The following is a 16581-nucleotide window of genomic DNA, read 5'->3' on the forward strand; positions in this document are numbered from 1 at the left end:
GATGCCGCAGCTTAAGGGGCCAGAAGGTCTAAATGCACGTCCGCCAGCCGGTCTATCGCGTCGAGGATGTGTTCCTCGGTGAGTTTCCGGGCCAGTTCACCGTCGCCCTGGGCGATGGCGGCGGTGATCGCGCGGTGTTCGGCGTAGGCGTTTTCCCGGGTGCCGTGCGGTTCGAGCGGTAGCCAGAGCAGGCCGCCCCGCTCGCTCTGCAACTGCACTTCTTCCCTGGTCAGTCGTGGCGACTGCGCGGCCGCCGCGATTTCGAGGTGGAACTGGCGCTCGGCGCGCGACGCCTCGGTGCCGGTCGCGGTGCGGATGTCCTCGGTCGCCAGTTCGAGCCGCTCGATGTCTTCGGGGGAACTCCGCTCGGCGGCGAGTTTGGCCGCGGCGCCGGCGATGGCGAGGTAGTGATCGCCGACGTCGCGAAGTTCGGACAGCGAGACCGTGCGAAGGCGCTCTCGCCACGAAGCTGCCGAAGGGTTGGCGGGCGTCTTCACGAAGCTTCCGCCGCCTCGGCCGCGTCGCGTCTCCACGAGCCCCTGCTGCCTCAAGGCCACGAGCGCTTCGCGAACGGTCACGGTGGAGACACCGAACTGGGCGGCCAGCTCGGCTTCGCTCGGCAACTGTTCCGAGTCGGCCAGCAGCCCGAGCGTGATGGCGTCGACCAGCCGCGCGGTGACCGCTTCCGCCCGGCCGATCTGGTCGAGCGGCGCGAACATCGCTGACCGCGCGCTGTGCGACATCCCCTTGCGCATGGTGGCCCTTCGCCCGAACTACTACCCGATGGAACCAATCTTGCCCCATCGTCTTGTCATTTAACATCTGGACTTATATGTTTTAGCTCCCTCGCCGCCCCAAAAGGGAGCAAGGGACCTTTGCTATCGCCTCACGCCCCCAGGCCCCTGGAGGTCTCGTGCAGCAGTTGAAGCACTTCATCGGCGGTGAGTACCTCGGATCCGCGTCGGGCGCGGTCGCCGACGTCGTCGATCCCGTCACCGGCCGCCCGTACTGCACCGCCGCCGTCGCCGGCCCCGAGGACGTCGACCGCGCGCTGAAGGTCGCGGCCGCCGCCTTCGAACACTGGCGTGAGACCACGCCCGCGCGACGCCAGCTCGCGTTGCTGAAGATCGCCGACGCCGTCGAAGCGCGCGCGGACGGCCTCGTGCTCGTCGAATCGGCGAACACCGGCAAGCCGATCGCGCTCACCGCGGCCGAGGAACTGCCGATGATCGTCGACCAGTTGCGGTTCTTCGCGGGGGCCGCGCGTGTCCTCGAGGGACGGTCGGCGGGCGAATACATGGAAGGGCATACCTCTTTCGTGCGCCGAGAACCGATCGGCGTGTGCGCGCAGGTTACGCCGTGGAACTACCCGCTCCTCATGGCGGTCTGGAAGATCGCCCCCGCGCTCGCCGCGGGCAACACCGTGGTGCTCAAACCGGCCGACACGACCCCCGCGTCGACCCTGCTCCTCGCCGAGATCTGCGCCGAATTCCTGCCTCCCGGCGCGTTCAACGTGATCTGCGGCGACCGTGACACCGGGCGGGCGCTCGTCGAGCACGAGATCCCCGCGATGGTGTCCATCACCGGCTCCGTGCGCGCAGGGATCGAAGTCGCCGCTTCGGCGGCGAAGGACGTGAAGCGCGTACACCTCGAACTCGGCGGTAAAGCCCCCGTAGTGGTCTTCGCCGACGCAGACGTCGAAGCGGCCGCGGAAGGCATCGCCGCCGCCGGGTACTTCAACGCCGGCCAGGACTGCACCGCGGCGACGCGGGTCCTGGTCGCCGACGAGGTCCACGACGCCTTCGTCGAGGCGCTCACCCGGCAGGCGCGGGCGACCACCACCGGCAAGCCCGGCGACTCGTCGGTCACGTACGGCCCGCTCAACAACGCCGCCCAGCTGGACCGGGTGGCCGGGTTCGTCGACCGGCTGCCCGCGCACGCGATCGTCCACTGTGGAGGAAGTCGGCAGGGTGACGAGGGGTACTTCTACGAACCGACGGTGATCTCCGGCGTCCGCCAGGACGACGAGATCAGCCAGACGGAGATCTTCGGCCCGGTCATCACCGTGCAGCGCTTCACCTCCGAAGCCGAGGCGCTCGCCGCGGCCAACGGCGTCGAATACGCGCTCGCGTCGTCGGTGTGGACCACCGACCACCAGCGGGCGATGCGGCTGGCCGGGAAGCTCGACTTCGGCTGCGTGTGGATCAACACGCACATCCCGCTGGTCGCCGAGATGCCGCACGGCGGGTTCAAGAAGTCCGGCTACGGCAAGGACCTCTCGCTCTACGGCCTCGAGGACTACACCCGCGTCAAGCACGTGATGAGCGCGCTGTGACGACCACCGAAAGGCACGCCATGCCGCATCAAGCGCCTGCCCCCGCCGAGGGGGAGCAAGGGACCTTTGCTATCACTTCCGCAGGTGGAGGCGGGGATCCGGCGATCCGGCTGCGCGGGCTGCGCAAGGAGTTCGGCCAGGTCCACGCGGTCGACGGCGTCGACCTCGACATCCCGCCCGGCGAGTTCTTCTCGATGCTCGGCCCGTCCGGCTCCGGCAAGACGACCGTGCTCCGCATGATCGCCGGCTTCGAACTGCCGACGGCGGGCACGATCGAACTGCACGGCCGCGACGTCAGCCGTCTCGCGCCGTTCGACCGCGACGTCAACACGGTCTTCCAGGACTACGCGCTCTTCCCGCACATGACCGTGCAGCAGAACGTCGAGTACGGCCTCCGGGTGAAACGCGTGCCCCGCGCGGAGCGACGTCAGCGCGCGAAGGACGCCCTCGACACTGTCCGGCTCGGCGAATTCGGCGAGCGCAAACCCGACCAGCTCTCCGGCGGCCAGCGTCAGCGCGTCGCCCTCGCCAGGGCGTTGGTCAACCGGCCGAAGGTGCTCCTGCTCGACGAACCGCTCGGCGCGCTCGACCTGAAACTGCGCCACACCATGCAGACCGAGCTCAAACAGATCCAGCGCGACGTGGGCATCACCTTCATCTTCGTCACCCACGACCAGGACGAGGCGTTGACGATGAGCGACCGCATCGCGGTGTTCAACGCCGGCCGCATCGAACAGGTCGGTTCCCCGGTCGAGGTCTACGAGCGGCCCGCGTCCGCGTTCGTCGCCGGATTCGTCGGCACCTCGAACCTGCTCAGCGGCGGCGGCGCCGAGAACATCATCGGCAAACCCGGTGTGTTCAGCATCCGCCCCGAAAAGATCCGCATCGACGCGGATCTCTCGAAGTCCGCCGAGGTCGGCGAGACCAGCGCCACCGGCACCGTCACCAACACCGTCTACGCCGGCGCGACCGTGCGTTACGAGGTCACGCTCGACGCAGGCGGCCAGCTCTCCGTGGTCCGGCAGAACACCGCCGAGCCCGCGGACTTCGAGGGCGGCCGCGTCCGCCTGAGCTGGCGGCACGAACACAGCTTCCGCGTCCCCGAAGCCGGTTAGGCAGTCTCCTCCCCAGCACCGAAAGGTTGTTCAATGAAGAACAGGAAACTCGCGCTCGCCGGCCTGCTCGGCGCCGGCCTGCTCGTGGCCGCCTGCGGAACGTCCGGGTCCAGTTCGACCGCCGCCGCGCCGGGCGGGCAGGGCTTCACCCCGCCGAAACTCGACGCGCTCGCTCAGCTCGGCCAGCCGGAGGGCCAGGTGAACGTGCTGGCCTGGCCCGGTTACGCGGAGAACGGCTCGAACGATCCGGCCGTCGACTGGGTCACCGGATTCGAGAAGGAGACCGGCTGCAAGGTCAACGTCAAGGCGTTCGGCACCTCCGACGAGGCCGTGAACCTGATGAAGACCGGCCAGTACGACGTCATCTCCGCCTCCGGTGACGCTTCGCTGCGGCTCATCGCGTCCGGGGACGTCGAACCGGTGAACACCGCTCTCGTGCCGAACTACGCGGACGTCTTCGACTTCCTCAAGAACCGGCCGTGGAACAGCGTGAACAACGTGGCCTACGGTGTGCCGCACGGCTGGGGCGCGAACCTGCTGACCTGGCGCACCGACAAGGTGAACCCGGCGCCGACGTCGTGGTCGGCGATGTTCGACGCGAACAGTCCGTACAAGGGCAAGATCTCCGCCTACGACTCGCCGATCTACATCGCCGACGCCGCGCTGTACCTGCAGACGCACAAGCCGGAACTCGGCATCAAGAACCCGTACGCCTTGGACGACAAGCAGTTCCAGGCCGCCGTCGACCTGCTCAAGCAGCAGCGGCCGATGGTCGGGGAGTACTGGTCGGACTACCTGAAGGAGAGCCAGGCGCTCAAGAGCGGCGACGCCGTCCTCGGCACCGCCTGGCAGGTGACGGTGAACCTGACCAAGAGCGAGGGCGCGCCGGTGGAATCGGTGCTGCCGTCCGAAGGCGCGACGGGCTGGTCGGACACCTGGATGGTCGGGGCGAAGTCGCCGCACAAGACGTGCTCCTACAAGTGGCTGAACCACATCGTCAGCCCGAAGGCCAATGCCCAGGTCGCCGAGTACTTCGGTGAATCGCCTTCGAACCCCAAGGCGTGCGCCGAAACCAAGGACAAGAAGCACTGCGACACCTACCACGCCGGTGACGCCGCGTACGCCTCGAAGATCCAGTACTGGACGACGCCGATCACGCAGTGCCTCGACGGCCGCACGGACGTCAAGTGCAAGGACTACGGCGAGTGGACGCGCGCCTGGACCGAGATCAAGGGCTGACCTCCCCGAACTCCGGGAGCGGCCGGTGGGCCCCCCCAACGCCGGCCGCTCCCGGTCCCATCCCTAGGTGGAAAAAATGACGACCACCCTCGATTCGCCGAGGCGGAAAGCCTCCGCCTTCCTGTACCGCAAACCCAAGCTGCGCCTGAGCATCCTGCTGTCCGCGCCGATGCTGTGGCTCGGCCTCGCCTACCTCGGCGCGCTGGCCGCGTTGTTCGTGACCGCGTTCTGGACGACCGACGTCTTCACCGGCCAGGTCGTGACCGAGTGGTCGCTGAACAACTTCGTCACCCTCTTCAGCGACGCGGTGTATCGCACGATCACCCTCCGAACGGTCGGGATCGCCGGGCTGGTCACGGTGATCACCGCGATCATCGCCTTCCCGATGGCGTTCTACATGGCCAAATTCGCCTCGCCGAGGGCGCGGCGGCTCCTGGTGATCGCCGTCATGACGCCGCTGTGGGCGAGCTACCTGGTGAAGGCCTACGCGTGGCGGTCCATGTTGTCCGGCAACGGCGTCCTGCACTGGCTGCTCAACCCGTTCGGCCTCGACACCCCCGGCTACGGTGTGCTCGCGACGGTGATCACCCTGTCGTATCTGTGGCTGCCGTACATGATCCTGCCGATCTACGCGGGCCTGGAGCGGCTGCCGAACTCCTTGGTGGACGCGTCGGGCGACCTCGGCGCGCGGCCGTTCAGGACGTTCCGTTCCGTGGTGCTGCCGGTGACGTTCCCGGCCATCGTCGCCGGGTCGATCTTCACGTTTTCGTTGTCGCTGGGCGACTACATCGCGGTGAAGATCGTCGGCGGCACGTCGCAGATGCTCGGCAACGTCGTCTACGACAACATCGGCGCGGCCAACAACCTGCCGTTCGCGGCGACCGTCGCGACCGTGCCCGTGGTGATCATGCTCGCCTATCTCGCCGCCGTGCGCCGCACGGGTGCGCTGGACAACCTGTAGGAGCGCGCGATGCGGCTTTCCCGGACGACCAAGTACATCCTGCTCGCCGCGCTCGTGCTCGGCCTCGCGGTCATCTACTTCCCGCTGCTGGTGGTCCTGCTCAACTCGTTCAACGCGGACACCACCTTCGGCTGGCCGCCGTCGAGCTTCACCCTCGAATGGTGGGGGCGGGCCGCGGAGAACGAGGGCGCGCTGAACGCGCTGGGCACGAGTGTCCAAGCAGGACTCGCGGCGACGGCGATCGCGCTGGTGCTCGGCACGATGGCGGCGTTCGCGCTGCAGAAATACCGTTTCTTCGGCCGCAACCAGGTGTCGCTGCTGATCATCCTGCCGATCGCGCTGCCCGGTATCGTCACCGGTATCGCGCTGAACAACGCTTTCCGCACGATCCTCGGCATCGACCTCGGTCTGTTCACCGCGATCGTCGCGCACGCGACGTTCTGCATCGTGGTGGTGTTCAACAACGTCGTCGCGCGCTTGCGGCGCATGGGCGGCAATCTCGAAGAGGCGTCGATGGACCTCGGCGCCGACGGGCTCACGACGTTCCGGCTGGTGACCTTCCCGATGCTGCGCTCGGCCCTGATGGCCGGTGGCCTGCTGGCCTTCGCGCTGTCGTTCGACGAAATCATCGTCACGACGTTCACCCTCGGGACCGGCCTGGAAACCCTGCCGATCTGGATCCTGAACAACCTGTTCCGGCCGAACCAGGCGCCGATCGTCAACGTCGTGGCGGCGGTGCTGATCCTCGCTTCGACGGTGCCGGTCTATCTGGCGCAACGGCTTTCGGGCGACTCGACTTCGGGCGGACGGCTTTAACCGCTTCTAACGAAAGGAATCCGTCGCGTCTCGAAGGGCCGCGAGCATCCCCGGATCCGTCACCGCGTGCCCGGCCGCTTCCACGATTTCCAGCTTCGAGTCCGGCCAAGCCCCGTGCAGTTCACAGGCCGTCGCCGGCGGGCACACCGCGTCGTACCGGCCCTGCACGATCACGCCGGGAATTCCGGAGAGTTTCCCGGCTTCCCGGATCAACTGTCCTTCTTCGAGCCACGCGCCATGGCAGAAATAGTGCAGTGCCAGCCGGGCGAACGTGACAGCGAAGTCGGGTGACGCGTACTGGTTGTGGAACGCGGGATCGGGGCGCAGGCTGACGATCGCGCCTTCCCAGGTGCTCCAAGCGATGGCGGCACGCTCCCGCACCACCTGATCGGGGTGGTAGACGAGTTCGTGGTAGGCCGACATCGGGTTCTCGCGCCGCTTTTCGGGGATCGGCGCGAGGAACGCTTCCCATTCACGGGGGAAGAGGTGCGCGGCGCCGCCGCCGTAGATCCAGTCGAGTTCGCTGCGCCGGACGGTGAAGACGCCGCGAAGGATGATCTCGGTGACGCGGCTCGGATGGCTCTCGGCGTAGGCGAGGGCGAGGGTCGCGCCCCACGAGCCGCCGAACACCTGCCATTCTTCGAGATTCAGCCTTTCGCGTAGTTTTTCCATGTCCGAGACGAGGTGCCAGAGGGTGTTGACCGACAGGTCGACGTCCGGCTCCCCGATGTGCGGAGTGCTGCGGCCGGTGCCCCGCTGGTCGAACAGGATGATCCGGTAGGCCTCGGGATCGAAATGCCGCCTGGCCATCGGAGAGATGCCGCTACCAGGGCCTCCGTGCAGGACGACCACGGGTTTGCCGTCCGGGTTCCCGGCCTCCTGGCAGTAGATCCGGTGCCCGTCACCGACGTCGAGCGTGCCCTCGGCGCGCACATGGATCGGCGGGTAGAGGTCGTCCATAGGACCACTGTGCCCGAATCTTCGAGTGCGCGAAGGGTGGGGGCCCGCCCCCGCCGCCGGGCTGAGCGGGCCCCCGGTCTTCGATCGCGTCAGCAGCCCGCCGTGGCGGCCACGTTCGCGAATCCCTTTCCGGCGCCGGTCACCTTGTTGCTCGCGCAGACCTTGTTCCCTGTAGCGGCCTTCACGAGATAGAAGCCGTACGCGTGGTCGGACCGCACGTCCGCGGTGTTCCCGGAGAAGGTGTTGTCGCGGCCCCAGCCGTCGAGCTGGACATGGACCTCGAAGCCGCCGTAGGTCGCGTCGTGCACGAAGACCTTGCTGCCCCGGTTGTCCGCGACCACGTAGTTGTTGCCCTTCAGGTCCACCCAGCTGTCGGCGAAGTGTTCGCCGCTCTGCCCGGTCCCGTCGAAGACGTTGCCGCGCAGTTCGCCGCCGGTGGTGCCTTCCTTGATGTCGATCGATTCCGCCCGCACGTTCGGGCCGATCTTGTTGTTCAGCGCCTTGTTGCGGTCGCTGCGGTCGGGCGTGCCGCCGGGCCAGTTGCCCTTCGCGGAACCGAAGTAGATGCCCTCGCCGTAGCCCGCGTATTCGAGGCCGGTGTCGGTCACCTCGGAGTTCTTCACGACGTTGTCGGTGCTCGTGTACTGGAAGTGGATGCCCTCGTGGCCGACGCCGGTGACCTTGACGCCGTCGACGACGGTGTTCTTGACGCCCGTCGCCATCAGGCCCTTCTGGCCACCGGTGAGGGTGAAGCCGGTCAGGTTCCAGTAGCTGCCGGTGAGTTCCAGGGTGCGCCCGGCCGCGGCCTTGAGGACCGCGCTTCGCGGCCCCTTCAGCGTGATGCGGCTGCCGGACGTGCCGCTCTTCGCCGCCTTGAAGTTGCCCGCGAAGGTCGTGTTGGCCGCGAGTTCGATGACGGTGCCCGGAGTGACCGAAGCGAGCGCCGCCGAGAGCTGCTCCGAAGTCCCTACGCGGACCGTCGCGGCCTGTGCGGGGTACGCGCCCAGCGTCGACAGCAAGGCGGCACCGGTCGCGATGGCCAGAACCCGCTCACGAACACGCATCCGTGGTCCTCCTCGTCGAGGGATCGAAGCTCGGTCGTGGCGGCGACGGGCTAGACGTTAAGCCTCTTTACGAACGCTAGTCAAGGACATGATTGAAGTTCATGTATGTGAACAACTAAAGGAGGGTCGCCTCGCGAGGCCCACCCCGAAAGGGAGCAAGGGACCTTTGCTATCGCCCGCTCTGACGGAGGCGATAGCAAAGGCCCCTTGCTCTCTTTTCGCAGGTCAGTCGTGGAACGAGTGCTCCGAAGCCGGGAACTCGCCCCGCCGGACGTCCTCCGCGAACGCCGACGCGGCCCCCGCCAGCACACCGGCGAGGTCGGCGTACTTCTTCACGAAGCGAGGGGTCTTGCCGCGCCGTAGCCCGGCCATGTCCTGCCAGACGAGCACCTGCGCGTCGCAGTCCGGCCCGGCGCCGATGCCGACGGTCGGGATCTTCAGCTCGTGTGTGATCCGCTTCGCCGCTTCGGCGGGCACCATCTCCATGACGACCGCGAAGGCGCCGGCCTCCTCCAGGGCGAGTGCGTCGGCGAGCAGCGCTTCGGCCGCTTCACCGCGTCCCTGGACCCGGTAGCCGCCCAGATTGTGTTCACTCTGCGGCGTGAATCCGATATGTCCCATCACGGGGACACCGGCCGACGTCAGTGCCTCGACGTGGGGCGCGAACTTCCGGCCGCCTTCGAGTTTCACCGCGTGCGCGCGGCCTTCCTTCATGAACCGCACCGACGTCTCCAGCGCCTGCTGCGGCGAAAGCTGATACGAGCCGAACGGCAGGTCGGCCACCACCAGCGCCCGTTTCGTCGAACGGGTCACCGCGCGGACCAGAGGAAGCAGCTCGTCCACGGTCACCGGGAGCGACGTGTCGTAGCCGAAGACGTTGTTCGCCGCGGAATCCCCGACGAGCAGCACGGGAATGCCCACCTCGTCGAACAGCGCGGCCGTGTACATGTCGTAGGCGGTGAGCATCGGCCAGGTTTCGCCGCGCTCCTTCATGTCACGAAGGTGGTGTACGCGGACCTTCTTCCCGGACGTACTCTGGGGAGCGGCGCCGGTGCCGTACGGAGCGGCAAGCTCGCCGGGATCCTTTTCGGTGGCAGACATCCTTGTCGACCGTCCTTCCCTCGAGGCCTCGAAGAGGTCCCCGGGTCGTGGAGCTGAACGTCTCAAAGCGTGACACGGGGGATTACCGCTCCCAAGGTCCTGCGACCAGCTTCACACCGGCCCGTCACGCCTGTGGTGGATGAAATTCAGACCAGAGGATGATGTTCGTTGACAACCACACGGGGTTGTGTGACGTCAAGTAAGAGCAGCTGTCGATCATCTGTGAGCACCGCGAAAGGCCAGAATGGGAAACCCAGCGAGCCGTGTCTCGCCGTGGAAGGCGAGGGCGGGCGGAATCGTCGCCACTCTCGTGCAGCTCGCGGCCGTGTTCTCGGTGATCCTCCTCCTCGCCGGCGGGGTGAAGGGACCGGTACTCAGGGTCGGCGACGTCGCCTTCTCGGCGCTGAGCATCCCGACGAACGCGAGCCTCGTGATCGTCCTGCTGCTCGTCGTCCTCGGCGCCGCGCTCCGCCGCCGCAAACGCGCCGCGCTCTACACGCTGCTGCTGTTCCAGGTCGGCGGCCTCGCGGTGACGCTGGCCTTCCAGGCCGCCTTGCTGTGGTGGCCTGAGCTGCTGAAACTGGGTCCGTGGCAGGTCCGGCACATCCCGCACCAGGTATGGGTGCTGGCCATCGCCGACCTGATCTCGATCGGCATGTTCGCGTTCCTCTGGATCCTGCGTCCCGCGTTCCCGGCCCGGCTCGCGCCGAGCGCCTGGCGCGACGGCCTCACCGTCCTGTTCGGCGGCCTGGCCGCGGTCATCCTCGTCGGCTGGGGCCTGAGCGAGGCCTTCCCGGGACGCCTCGTGGACACCTGGGCGAGGTTCGCGTGGGTCGTCAACCACACGACCGGCGAGAACATCCAGTTGCGCAAGGTCGGCATCGGCGAAGGGCCCGCTTGGCTCGACCTGGTCCTCGACCTCAGCGCGACAGCCGTCGCGACGGCCGCGCTGTACACGCTTTTCCGCGGTGTGCGCAGCCGTCGCTTGAGGACAGACGAGGAAGAACTGCGCGTACGCCGCCTTCTTGCCGAACACGGCGAAGACGACTCTCTGGGCTATTTCGCCACCAGGCGCGAGAAGAGCGTCGTCTTCTCGCCCAACGGCCGCGCCGCCGTGGCATACCGCGTGCTCGCGGGCACCAGCGTCGCGAGCGCGGATCCCATCGGCGATCCCGACGCCTGGCCGGACGCGGTCCGCGCCTGGCTGCACGAGTCACGCATCTACGGCTGGACGCCCGGCGTGCTCGGCGCGAGCGAACGCGGCGCGAAGGTCTACGCCGACGCGGGTCTGCGCGCGCTGGAGATCGGCGACGAGGCGGTCCTCGACGTCCGCGACTTCAGTCTCGCCGGTCCGGAACGCCGCTCGGTCCGCCAAGCGGTCAAACGGATCGAACGGGCCGGATACACCACGAAAGTCCGGCGGCACAGCGAGATCCCCGTCGACGAGATGGCCAGGCTGCTACTGCACGCGCAGCAGTGGCGTGGCGCCGAGACCGAACGCGGGTTCTCGATGGCGCTCGGCAGGCTCGGCGATCCGAGCGACGGCCGCAGCGTGATGGTGGAGGCGTACGACGCCAAGGGCGAGCTTCGCGGGATGCTGTCGTTCGTTCCGTGGGGCCGTCGCGGCCTGTCCCTCGACCTGATGCGGCGCGACCGCGACGCCGAGAACGGGCTCAACGAGTACATGGTCGCCGAGGTCGTGGCGGCGAGTTCACACCTTGGCGCGCAGCGGATCTCGTTGAACTTCGCGATGTTCCGCGCGGTCTTCTCCGAAGGGGAGCGGATCGGCGCGGGCCCGGTGCTGCGCGCGTGGCGTGGCGTGCTCAGCATGGCGTCGCGGTTCTTCCAGCTGGAATCGCTCTACCGGTCCAACGCCAAGTACGGACCGGACTGGGAGCCGCGCTTCCTCTGCTACTCCTCGGCTCGGCGGCTGCCGCGGGTCGGCATCGTCGCCGGCGCGCTCGAAGGGTTCGTCCCGACCGGACGATCGGCGCGGGCGCTGAAACTGGAGACGGTCACCGACGAATTCGTGGCCGAGGTCCACCGCATCGACGCGAACGCGGCCATGCCCGCGCCGAAACAGGTGCGGCGGCCCGACCAGGTCCGCGTCCGGATGGCGAAGCTCGACAGCCTGCGCGAAGCCGGGATCGACCCGTATCCGGTCGGTTTCGCCCGGGAGGATCTGCTCGGCGACGTCGTCTCGAAGTTCGGCGGCCTGAGCCCGGACACGCACACCGATCACCGGGTGCGCGTCGCGGGCAGGGTGCTCGCGATGCGCAACCTCGGCGGGCTCTGTTTCGCGCGGGTCAAGGACTTCAGCGGCGAGATCCAGCTGATGCTCGACGCCGCGGTCCTCGACCTCGGCGGCTGGCGGCGGGGCGTCGACCTCGGCGACCACGTCGGCGTGAGCGGGCGGGTCGTGACGTCGCGGCGCGGTGAGCTGTCCGTGCTCGTCGACGAATGGACCGTTACGGCGAAGAGCCTGCATCCTTTGCCGGACAAGCGAAAGGGCCTCACGGACCCGGAGACGCGGGTGCGGCAGCGCTACCTCGACCTCGCGGTGAACCCGGATTCGACGGCGATGCTGCGGATGCGGTCGACCGTGGTGCGCGCGGTGCGGGAAAGGCTGCATCAGGGCGATTACCTCGAAGTCGAGACGCCGATGTTGCAGACCGTGCACGGCGGCGCCAACGCCCGTCCGTTCGTCACCCATATCAACGCCTACGACATGCGGATGTATTTGCGGATCGCGCCCGAGCTGTACCTGAAACGACTGTGCGTGGCGGGCGTCGAGCGCGTTTTCGAGCTGAACCGGAACTTCCGCAACGAAGGCGTCGACGCGACGCACAACCCGGAATTCACCATGTTGGAGGCATATCAGGCCTATGCCGACTACAATACTATGCGGAACCTGACACGGGAACTCGTGCAGCACGCGGCGGAGGCGGCGTACGGCGCGCAGGTCGTTCGCCGTCCGGGGCCGGACGGGACCGTCGTCGAATACGACATCTCCGGCGACTGGCCGGTGATCCCGGTGCACGAGGCCGTTTCCGCGGCGCTCGGGGAGAAGATCGACTCGGGGACCTCGGTCGAGGAGCTCCGGCGGCTGTGCCGGGCCGCCGGGGTGCCGGTGAACGAGGAGGCCGGGCACGGCGATCTCGTGCTGAAGGCGCACGAGCACCTGGTCGAAGGCGCGACCGTGCTGCCGACGTTCTACACCGACTACCCGACCGACGTCTCGCCGCTGACCAGGCAACATCGCGTGGACCCGCGGCTGGCCGAGCGCTGGGACCTGATCGCGTTCGGCTCCGAGGTCGGCACGGCCTACACCGAACTGACCGACCCGCTCGAACAGCGGCGGCGGCTGGAGGCCCAGTCGCTGCGCGCGGCGAGCGGGGACGTCGAGGCGATGGAACTGGACGAGGACTTCCTGCTCGCGCTCGAACACGGCATGCCGCCGACCGGCGGACTCGGCATCGGCATCGACCGGCTGCTGATGATGCTGACCGGTGCCTCGATCCGGCAGACGGTGCTGTTCCCGTTCGTCCGGCCTCAGGGGTAGCAAGGGACCTTTGCTCTCGCGTGGCCCGCTGACCTGCGGAAAGAGAGCAAGGGACCTTTGCTATCGCCGGCGGGCGGTGATCGGCACCCGCTTGTACCCGGACACGAAGTTCGACGTGATCCGCTCCGGCTTGCCCGCCGGGGCGAAATCGTGGAACCGGCTCAGCAGCTCCTCGAACAGGATCCGGATGCTCATCCGCGCCACACTGTGCCCGACGCAGTAGTGCGGCCCGATGCCGAACGCGAGGTGCTTGTTCGGCTTGCGCCGGATGTCGAAGGTCTCCGAGTCCGGGAACTGCTCCTCGTCGCGGTTGGCCGAACCGAGCCAGGTCACCACCGCGTCGCCGGCGGCGATCTTCGTGTCGCGCAGGACGACGTCCTGGGTGGCGTAGCGCAGCATGTGGTTGACCGGCGAAGACCAGCGCAGGGCCTCTTCGACGGCGGTCTGCGTGGTCTCCGGGTGCCGCGTCCAGTCGTCGAGGACATCGGACTCGATGAACTCCGCGAACACGAAGTTCGGCGCGTGCGGCGTCGTGACGTTCGCGCCGAGCAGGAGGCTGTAGCAGTTGGCGACGATCTCGCTCGGTGACATGTGCCTGCCCTCGAACTCGGTCGAGATCAGCACGCTGAGCAGGTCGTCGCTGAGGTGGTCGCGCCGGTACGAGACCAGGTCCTGGAAGTAGACGAACAGTTCCCGGTGGGCGGCGGCCAGTGTCGCGTCCTTGCCGTCCGCGATCTGGAACTCCGGGTCGTCGGCGGCGACGCAGGCGCTGGTGAGCTTCGTCAGCCACGGCCAGTCCTCTTCGGGCAGGCCGATCATCCGCCCGGTGACCGCCATCGGCATGGTCATCATGGCCTGCGCGAAATCGAAGACGCCGCCGTCACCCAGCGGGGCGATGAGGCCCAGCACCAGTTCCCGCACCATGTCGCGCTGCTTGTCCACGGCGCGGACCGCGAGCGCCTTCTTCAGCCGCGCCTGCATGATCGTGTGCCGCGGCGGGTCGGTGACCACGAGCTGCTTGCCGCCCGCCGGATCGTCCATGCCCAGCAGTTCCAGCATGGTGCCGCGTTCGGAGGTGAAGAGTTCCGTGGTGCGCATGACGAAGTCGGTGTCGGCGAACTTCACCACCGACCAGAAGCCGCGCTCGGCGTCGACCTGGTGCCAGCTCAGCCCGTCCTGTTCGCGCAGTTCACGCCAGATCGAATGCGCGTCGCCGTCGGCGTACAGGAAAGGGTCGACCAGGTCGGCGCCGCTGAAATGCACCGGACAGCCCCTGGTGGTGTCCTCGACCGTCATGTGCGCGTTCCCTTCATTCAACGGCTGACCGCGATGTTTGTGACCGCACCCGAATGGAACAGTGGCGGATTACGCCGAACACCCCAGTCGCCACTGCGCCCAATGGATCAATGAATTGCCGGGGACGGCTGTCATCGCCGTCGCTTCTTTCCTTGCAGCACAACGCATTCAGTGAACCGCGTTGCTTCGACCCCAGATGCGGGCAGAGTCAAGCACGCGTGTTCGATCAGTGTCAAGGGTGTCCGAATCACTGCTTTCGTAGCTCGGATGTCAGATCTCCACGAATGGACGAGTTGACAGTCGCGGCGGTGCCCTCGTAGCGTCTTGAGGGCAATTGGGGGTTCGATTTCTGGGGAATTCAGCCACCGCGTCAATTTGTTTTCTTCTTTGCGCTGTGCATTTTTTCTTTCTGTTCAGGCTGTTCATCTACCTGGGGAAACGGCAGAGGAATGCCATCTGAATCGGCCAGTGTCTGGCATGTCGCCACGCCCACCCAACAGGGCATTTGGATCGTCGACCGGATCGATCGGCTGCGCCCGACGTACCTGATCCCGTCGGTCATCGAGTTCACCGGGCCGATCGACCACGGCGCGCTGGCGGACGCCATCAGCCGGGCGCTGGCGCGGCATCCCGCGCTGCGATCGCGATTCCGGCTCGAAACCACCCACCGTCGCGTCGAGTACCGGACCGACGGCGAGCCCGCGGAGGCCGGCTTCCTCGACGCCGTCGAAGAGGACTGGACCACTGACGAGCTGGAACGGCTTGTCGAGGTCCTCTGCTACACCCCCTTCGACCTCGGTGACGAACCGCCGGCGCGGGCGGAGCTCATCCGCGTCGGTCCGGACACCACGGTGTTCGTCCTGACCGTGCACCACATCGTTTTCGACGCCACGTCAAGGAAGATCCTGCTCGACGAGATCGGCCTGCACTACCGCGCCGCGCTGACCGGCGAAGAGGTCGTGCTGCCCGAACCCGTCCATCCCGCCCAGGTCCAGGTGCCGATCCCGGACAGTGAGCTGGCGCCCCGGATCGCGGACGCCGTCGAACGCCTGCGGGGCGCGCCGACCACGGTCGACCTGCCTTACGACCGGCGCCCGGACGCCGACCTGTCCATGATCGGCGCCGACGCGCGCACCGCCTTCGACGAAGAGGTCACCGCGCGGGTGCTGGCGGCGTCCGCCGAAGCGGGCTGCACCGCCTTCATGACCGGCGTCGCGATCCTCGCCGCGACGCTCGCCCGCCGCGGCGCGCAACGCGACTTCCTCTTCTCGGTGGTCTGGCCCGGCCGCGACGATCCGGTCTCCGCCGGCGTGGTCGGGATGTTCATGTCCACCCTCGTCCTGCGCATCCGTCTCGACGAGACGACGACGTGGCGCGAACTCCTGCGTGAGGCGCGGAACTCCGGCATGGAGACGTTCATCGACGCCGACGTCCCGCTGGACGCGCTCGCCGCCGAACTGGACGACGAACGCGACGTCGGCAGGCTGCCGATGACCCCGGTCCTGGTGAACCTCGCCGAGGTGCCCGCGCCGTTCGACCTCGCGCCCGGCGTCGTCGGCCGGTTCCGGCCACTGGAACCCCAGTACAGCAAGTGGGATCTCGCGTTGTTCGTGCACGTCGCGGACGGATCCCGCTTGGAGCTCACGCTCGACTACCCCGCCGATCTCTTCAGCGACGAAACGATCGACGGCCTGCTTCTCGATCTGCGACGCGGTGTCGCCGATCTCGCCCGATCCCCGGAGGAACCCGTGCTCAAGCCCGCCACCGAAGCCCTCGACCTCGACGACCCGGCCGTGCGCCTGGACCTCGTCCGCGGCGTCTGGAGCGAGGTGCTCGACAACAAGGAGTTCGGCGACGACGTCAGCTTCTTCGACGCCGGAGGCGATTCCCTGCGCCTCGTGGTGCTGGTGGAGAAGCTGCGCGAAGTGTCCGGCCGGATGGTGAAGACGGTCGACCTGTTCCGCGCCGGCACCGTCCGCGGTCACGCCGATCTGCTGGTCAACGCGGAGAAGAAGCAGGCGGGCGGAGCGCGCGGGAGCCGTGAGCGGCTGCTCGGCGCCGTCCGCGAACGGCGCGCGGTCGAACCGCAGGCCTGACCTCGCCTACGCCAGCCCCTCGTCCCGACCGGAGAA

At 67.7% G+C, this 16581-nt stretch carries 12 protein-coding genes; 7 read left to right on the forward strand and 5 right to left on the reverse strand.

The features are described 5' to 3' along the window. Positions 1-11 precede the first annotated feature (11 nt). A complete protein-coding gene (locus AB0N89_RS29565) occupies positions 12-755 on the reverse strand; it encodes an FCD domain-containing protein (protein WP_364210968.1) in 744 nt (247 codons plus the stop codon). Positions 756-913: 158 nt separating this feature from the next. On the opposite strand from AB0N89_RS29565, the gene AB0N89_RS29570 reads away from it, so the two are divergent. The 5 genes from AB0N89_RS29570 (at position 914) to AB0N89_RS29590 (ending at position 6466) form a co-directional block, all read left to right on the forward strand. After that, entirely contained in the window at positions 914-2335 is a 1422-nt protein-coding gene (locus AB0N89_RS29570) for a gamma-aminobutyraldehyde dehydrogenase (RefSeq protein WP_364210971.1), read from the forward strand. Continuing rightward, entirely contained in the window at positions 2332-3450 is a 1119-nt protein-coding gene (locus AB0N89_RS29575; protein ID WP_364210973.1) for an ABC transporter ATP-binding protein, read from the forward strand. The genes AB0N89_RS29570 and AB0N89_RS29575 overlap by 4 nt, the downstream gene beginning before the upstream one ends. 33 nt (positions 3451-3483) lie before the next feature. Beyond that, entirely contained in the window at positions 3484-4689 is a 1206-nt protein-coding gene (locus AB0N89_RS29580; protein WP_364210976.1) for an ABC transporter substrate-binding protein, read from the forward strand. Between the two features lie 76 nt (positions 4690-4765). Further along, positions 4766-5650, forward strand: a complete 885-nt coding sequence (locus AB0N89_RS29585; protein WP_364210979.1) for an ABC transporter permease — start codon at positions 4766-4768, stop codon at positions 5648-5650. 9 nt (positions 5651-5659) lie between these two features. Continuing rightward, a complete protein-coding gene (locus tag AB0N89_RS29590) occupies positions 5660-6466 on the forward strand; it encodes an ABC transporter permease (protein ID WP_364210982.1) in 807 nt (268 codons plus the stop codon). A 6-nt stretch (positions 6467-6472) separates the two neighbouring features. On the opposite strand, the gene pip is transcribed toward AB0N89_RS29590, so the two are convergent. The 3 genes from pip to panB all read right to left on the reverse strand — a co-directional run bounded on the left by pip (position 6473) and on the right by panB (position 9591). After that, positions 6473-7426, reverse strand: a complete 954-nt coding sequence (pip, locus tag AB0N89_RS29595) for a prolyl aminopeptidase (RefSeq protein ID WP_364210985.1) — start codon at positions 7424-7426, stop codon at positions 6473-6475. Positions 7427-7515: 89 nt separating this feature from the next. Further along, positions 7516-8490 carry a hypothetical protein gene (locus AB0N89_RS29600; RefSeq protein ID WP_364210988.1) on the reverse strand — a complete coding sequence of 325 codons (975 nt, stop codon included), beginning with the start codon at positions 8488-8490 and terminating at the stop codon, positions 7516-7518. A gap of 225 nt (positions 8491-8715) precedes the next feature. Next, the gene (gene panB / locus AB0N89_RS29605) at positions 8716-9591 is read right to left on the reverse strand and encodes a 3-methyl-2-oxobutanoate hydroxymethyltransferase (RefSeq protein ID WP_364210991.1); all 876 of its coding nucleotides are present in this window, start codon (positions 9589-9591) and stop codon (positions 8716-8718) included. A 244-nt stretch (positions 9592-9835) separates the two neighbouring features. Here panB and lysX point away from each other — a divergent pair, with 244 nt between their 5' ends. After that, entirely contained in the window at positions 9836-13153 is a 3318-nt protein-coding gene (gene lysX / locus AB0N89_RS29610; RefSeq protein WP_364210994.1) for a bifunctional lysylphosphatidylglycerol synthetase/lysine--tRNA ligase LysX, read from the forward strand. Between the two features lie 60 nt (positions 13154-13213). Here lysX and AB0N89_RS29615 read toward each other — a convergent pair whose 3' ends face one another. Beyond that, positions 13214-14449 (reverse strand): cytochrome P450, encoded by a 1236-nt coding sequence (locus tag AB0N89_RS29615; RefSeq protein ID WP_364210997.1) that lies wholly within the window; start codon positions 14447-14449, stop codon positions 13214-13216. 449 nt (positions 14450-14898) lie between these two features. On the opposite strand from AB0N89_RS29615, the gene AB0N89_RS29620 reads away from it, so the two are divergent. Further along, entirely contained in the window at positions 14899-16545 is a 1647-nt protein-coding gene (locus AB0N89_RS29620; RefSeq protein WP_364211000.1) for a condensation domain-containing protein, read from the forward strand. Positions 16546-16581 lie beyond the last annotated feature (36 nt).

Source organism: Amycolatopsis sp. NPDC089917 (genome assembly GCF_040684635.1).
Taxonomy (GTDB): Bacteria; Actinomycetota; Actinomycetes; order Mycobacteriales; family Pseudonocardiaceae; genus Amycolatopsis.

Bases quoted from the DNA above. Each gene is read 5' to 3' on its own strand.
- AB0N89_RS29565 (WP_364210968.1), bottom strand. From the start codon at position 755: ATGCGCAAGGGGATGTCGCACAGCGCGCGGTCAGCGATGTTCGCGCCG.
- AB0N89_RS29580 (WP_364210976.1), top strand. From the start codon at position 3,484: ATGAAGAACAGGAAACTCGCGCTCGCCGGCCTGCTCGGCGCCGGCCTG.
- AB0N89_RS29585 (WP_364210979.1), top strand. From the start codon at position 4,766: ATGACGACCACCCTCGATTCGCCGAGGCGGAAAGCCTCCGCCTTCCTG.
- AB0N89_RS29590 (WP_364210982.1), top strand. From the start codon at position 5,660: ATGCGGCTTTCCCGGACGACCAAGTACATCCTGCTCGCCGCGCTCGTG.
- pip (WP_364210985.1), bottom strand. From the start codon at position 7,426: ATGGACGACCTCTACCCGCCGATCCATGTGCGCGCCGAGGGCACGCTC.
- AB0N89_RS29600 (WP_364210988.1), bottom strand. From the start codon at position 8,490: ATGCGTGTTCGTGAGCGGGTTCTGGCCATCGCGACCGGTGCCGCCTTG.
- panB (WP_364210991.1), bottom strand. From the start codon at position 9,591: ATGTCTGCCACCGAAAAGGATCCCGGCGAGCTTGCCGCTCCGTACGGC.
- lysX (WP_364210994.1), top strand. From the start codon at position 9,836: ATGGGAAACCCAGCGAGCCGTGTCTCGCCGTGGAAGGCGAGGGCGGGC.
- AB0N89_RS29615 (WP_364210997.1), bottom strand. From the start codon at position 14,449: ATGACGGTCGAGGACACCACCAGGGGCTGTCCGGTGCATTTCAGCGGC.
- AB0N89_RS29620 (WP_364211000.1), top strand. From the start codon at position 14,899: ATGCCATCTGAATCGGCCAGTGTCTGGCATGTCGCCACGCCCACCCAA.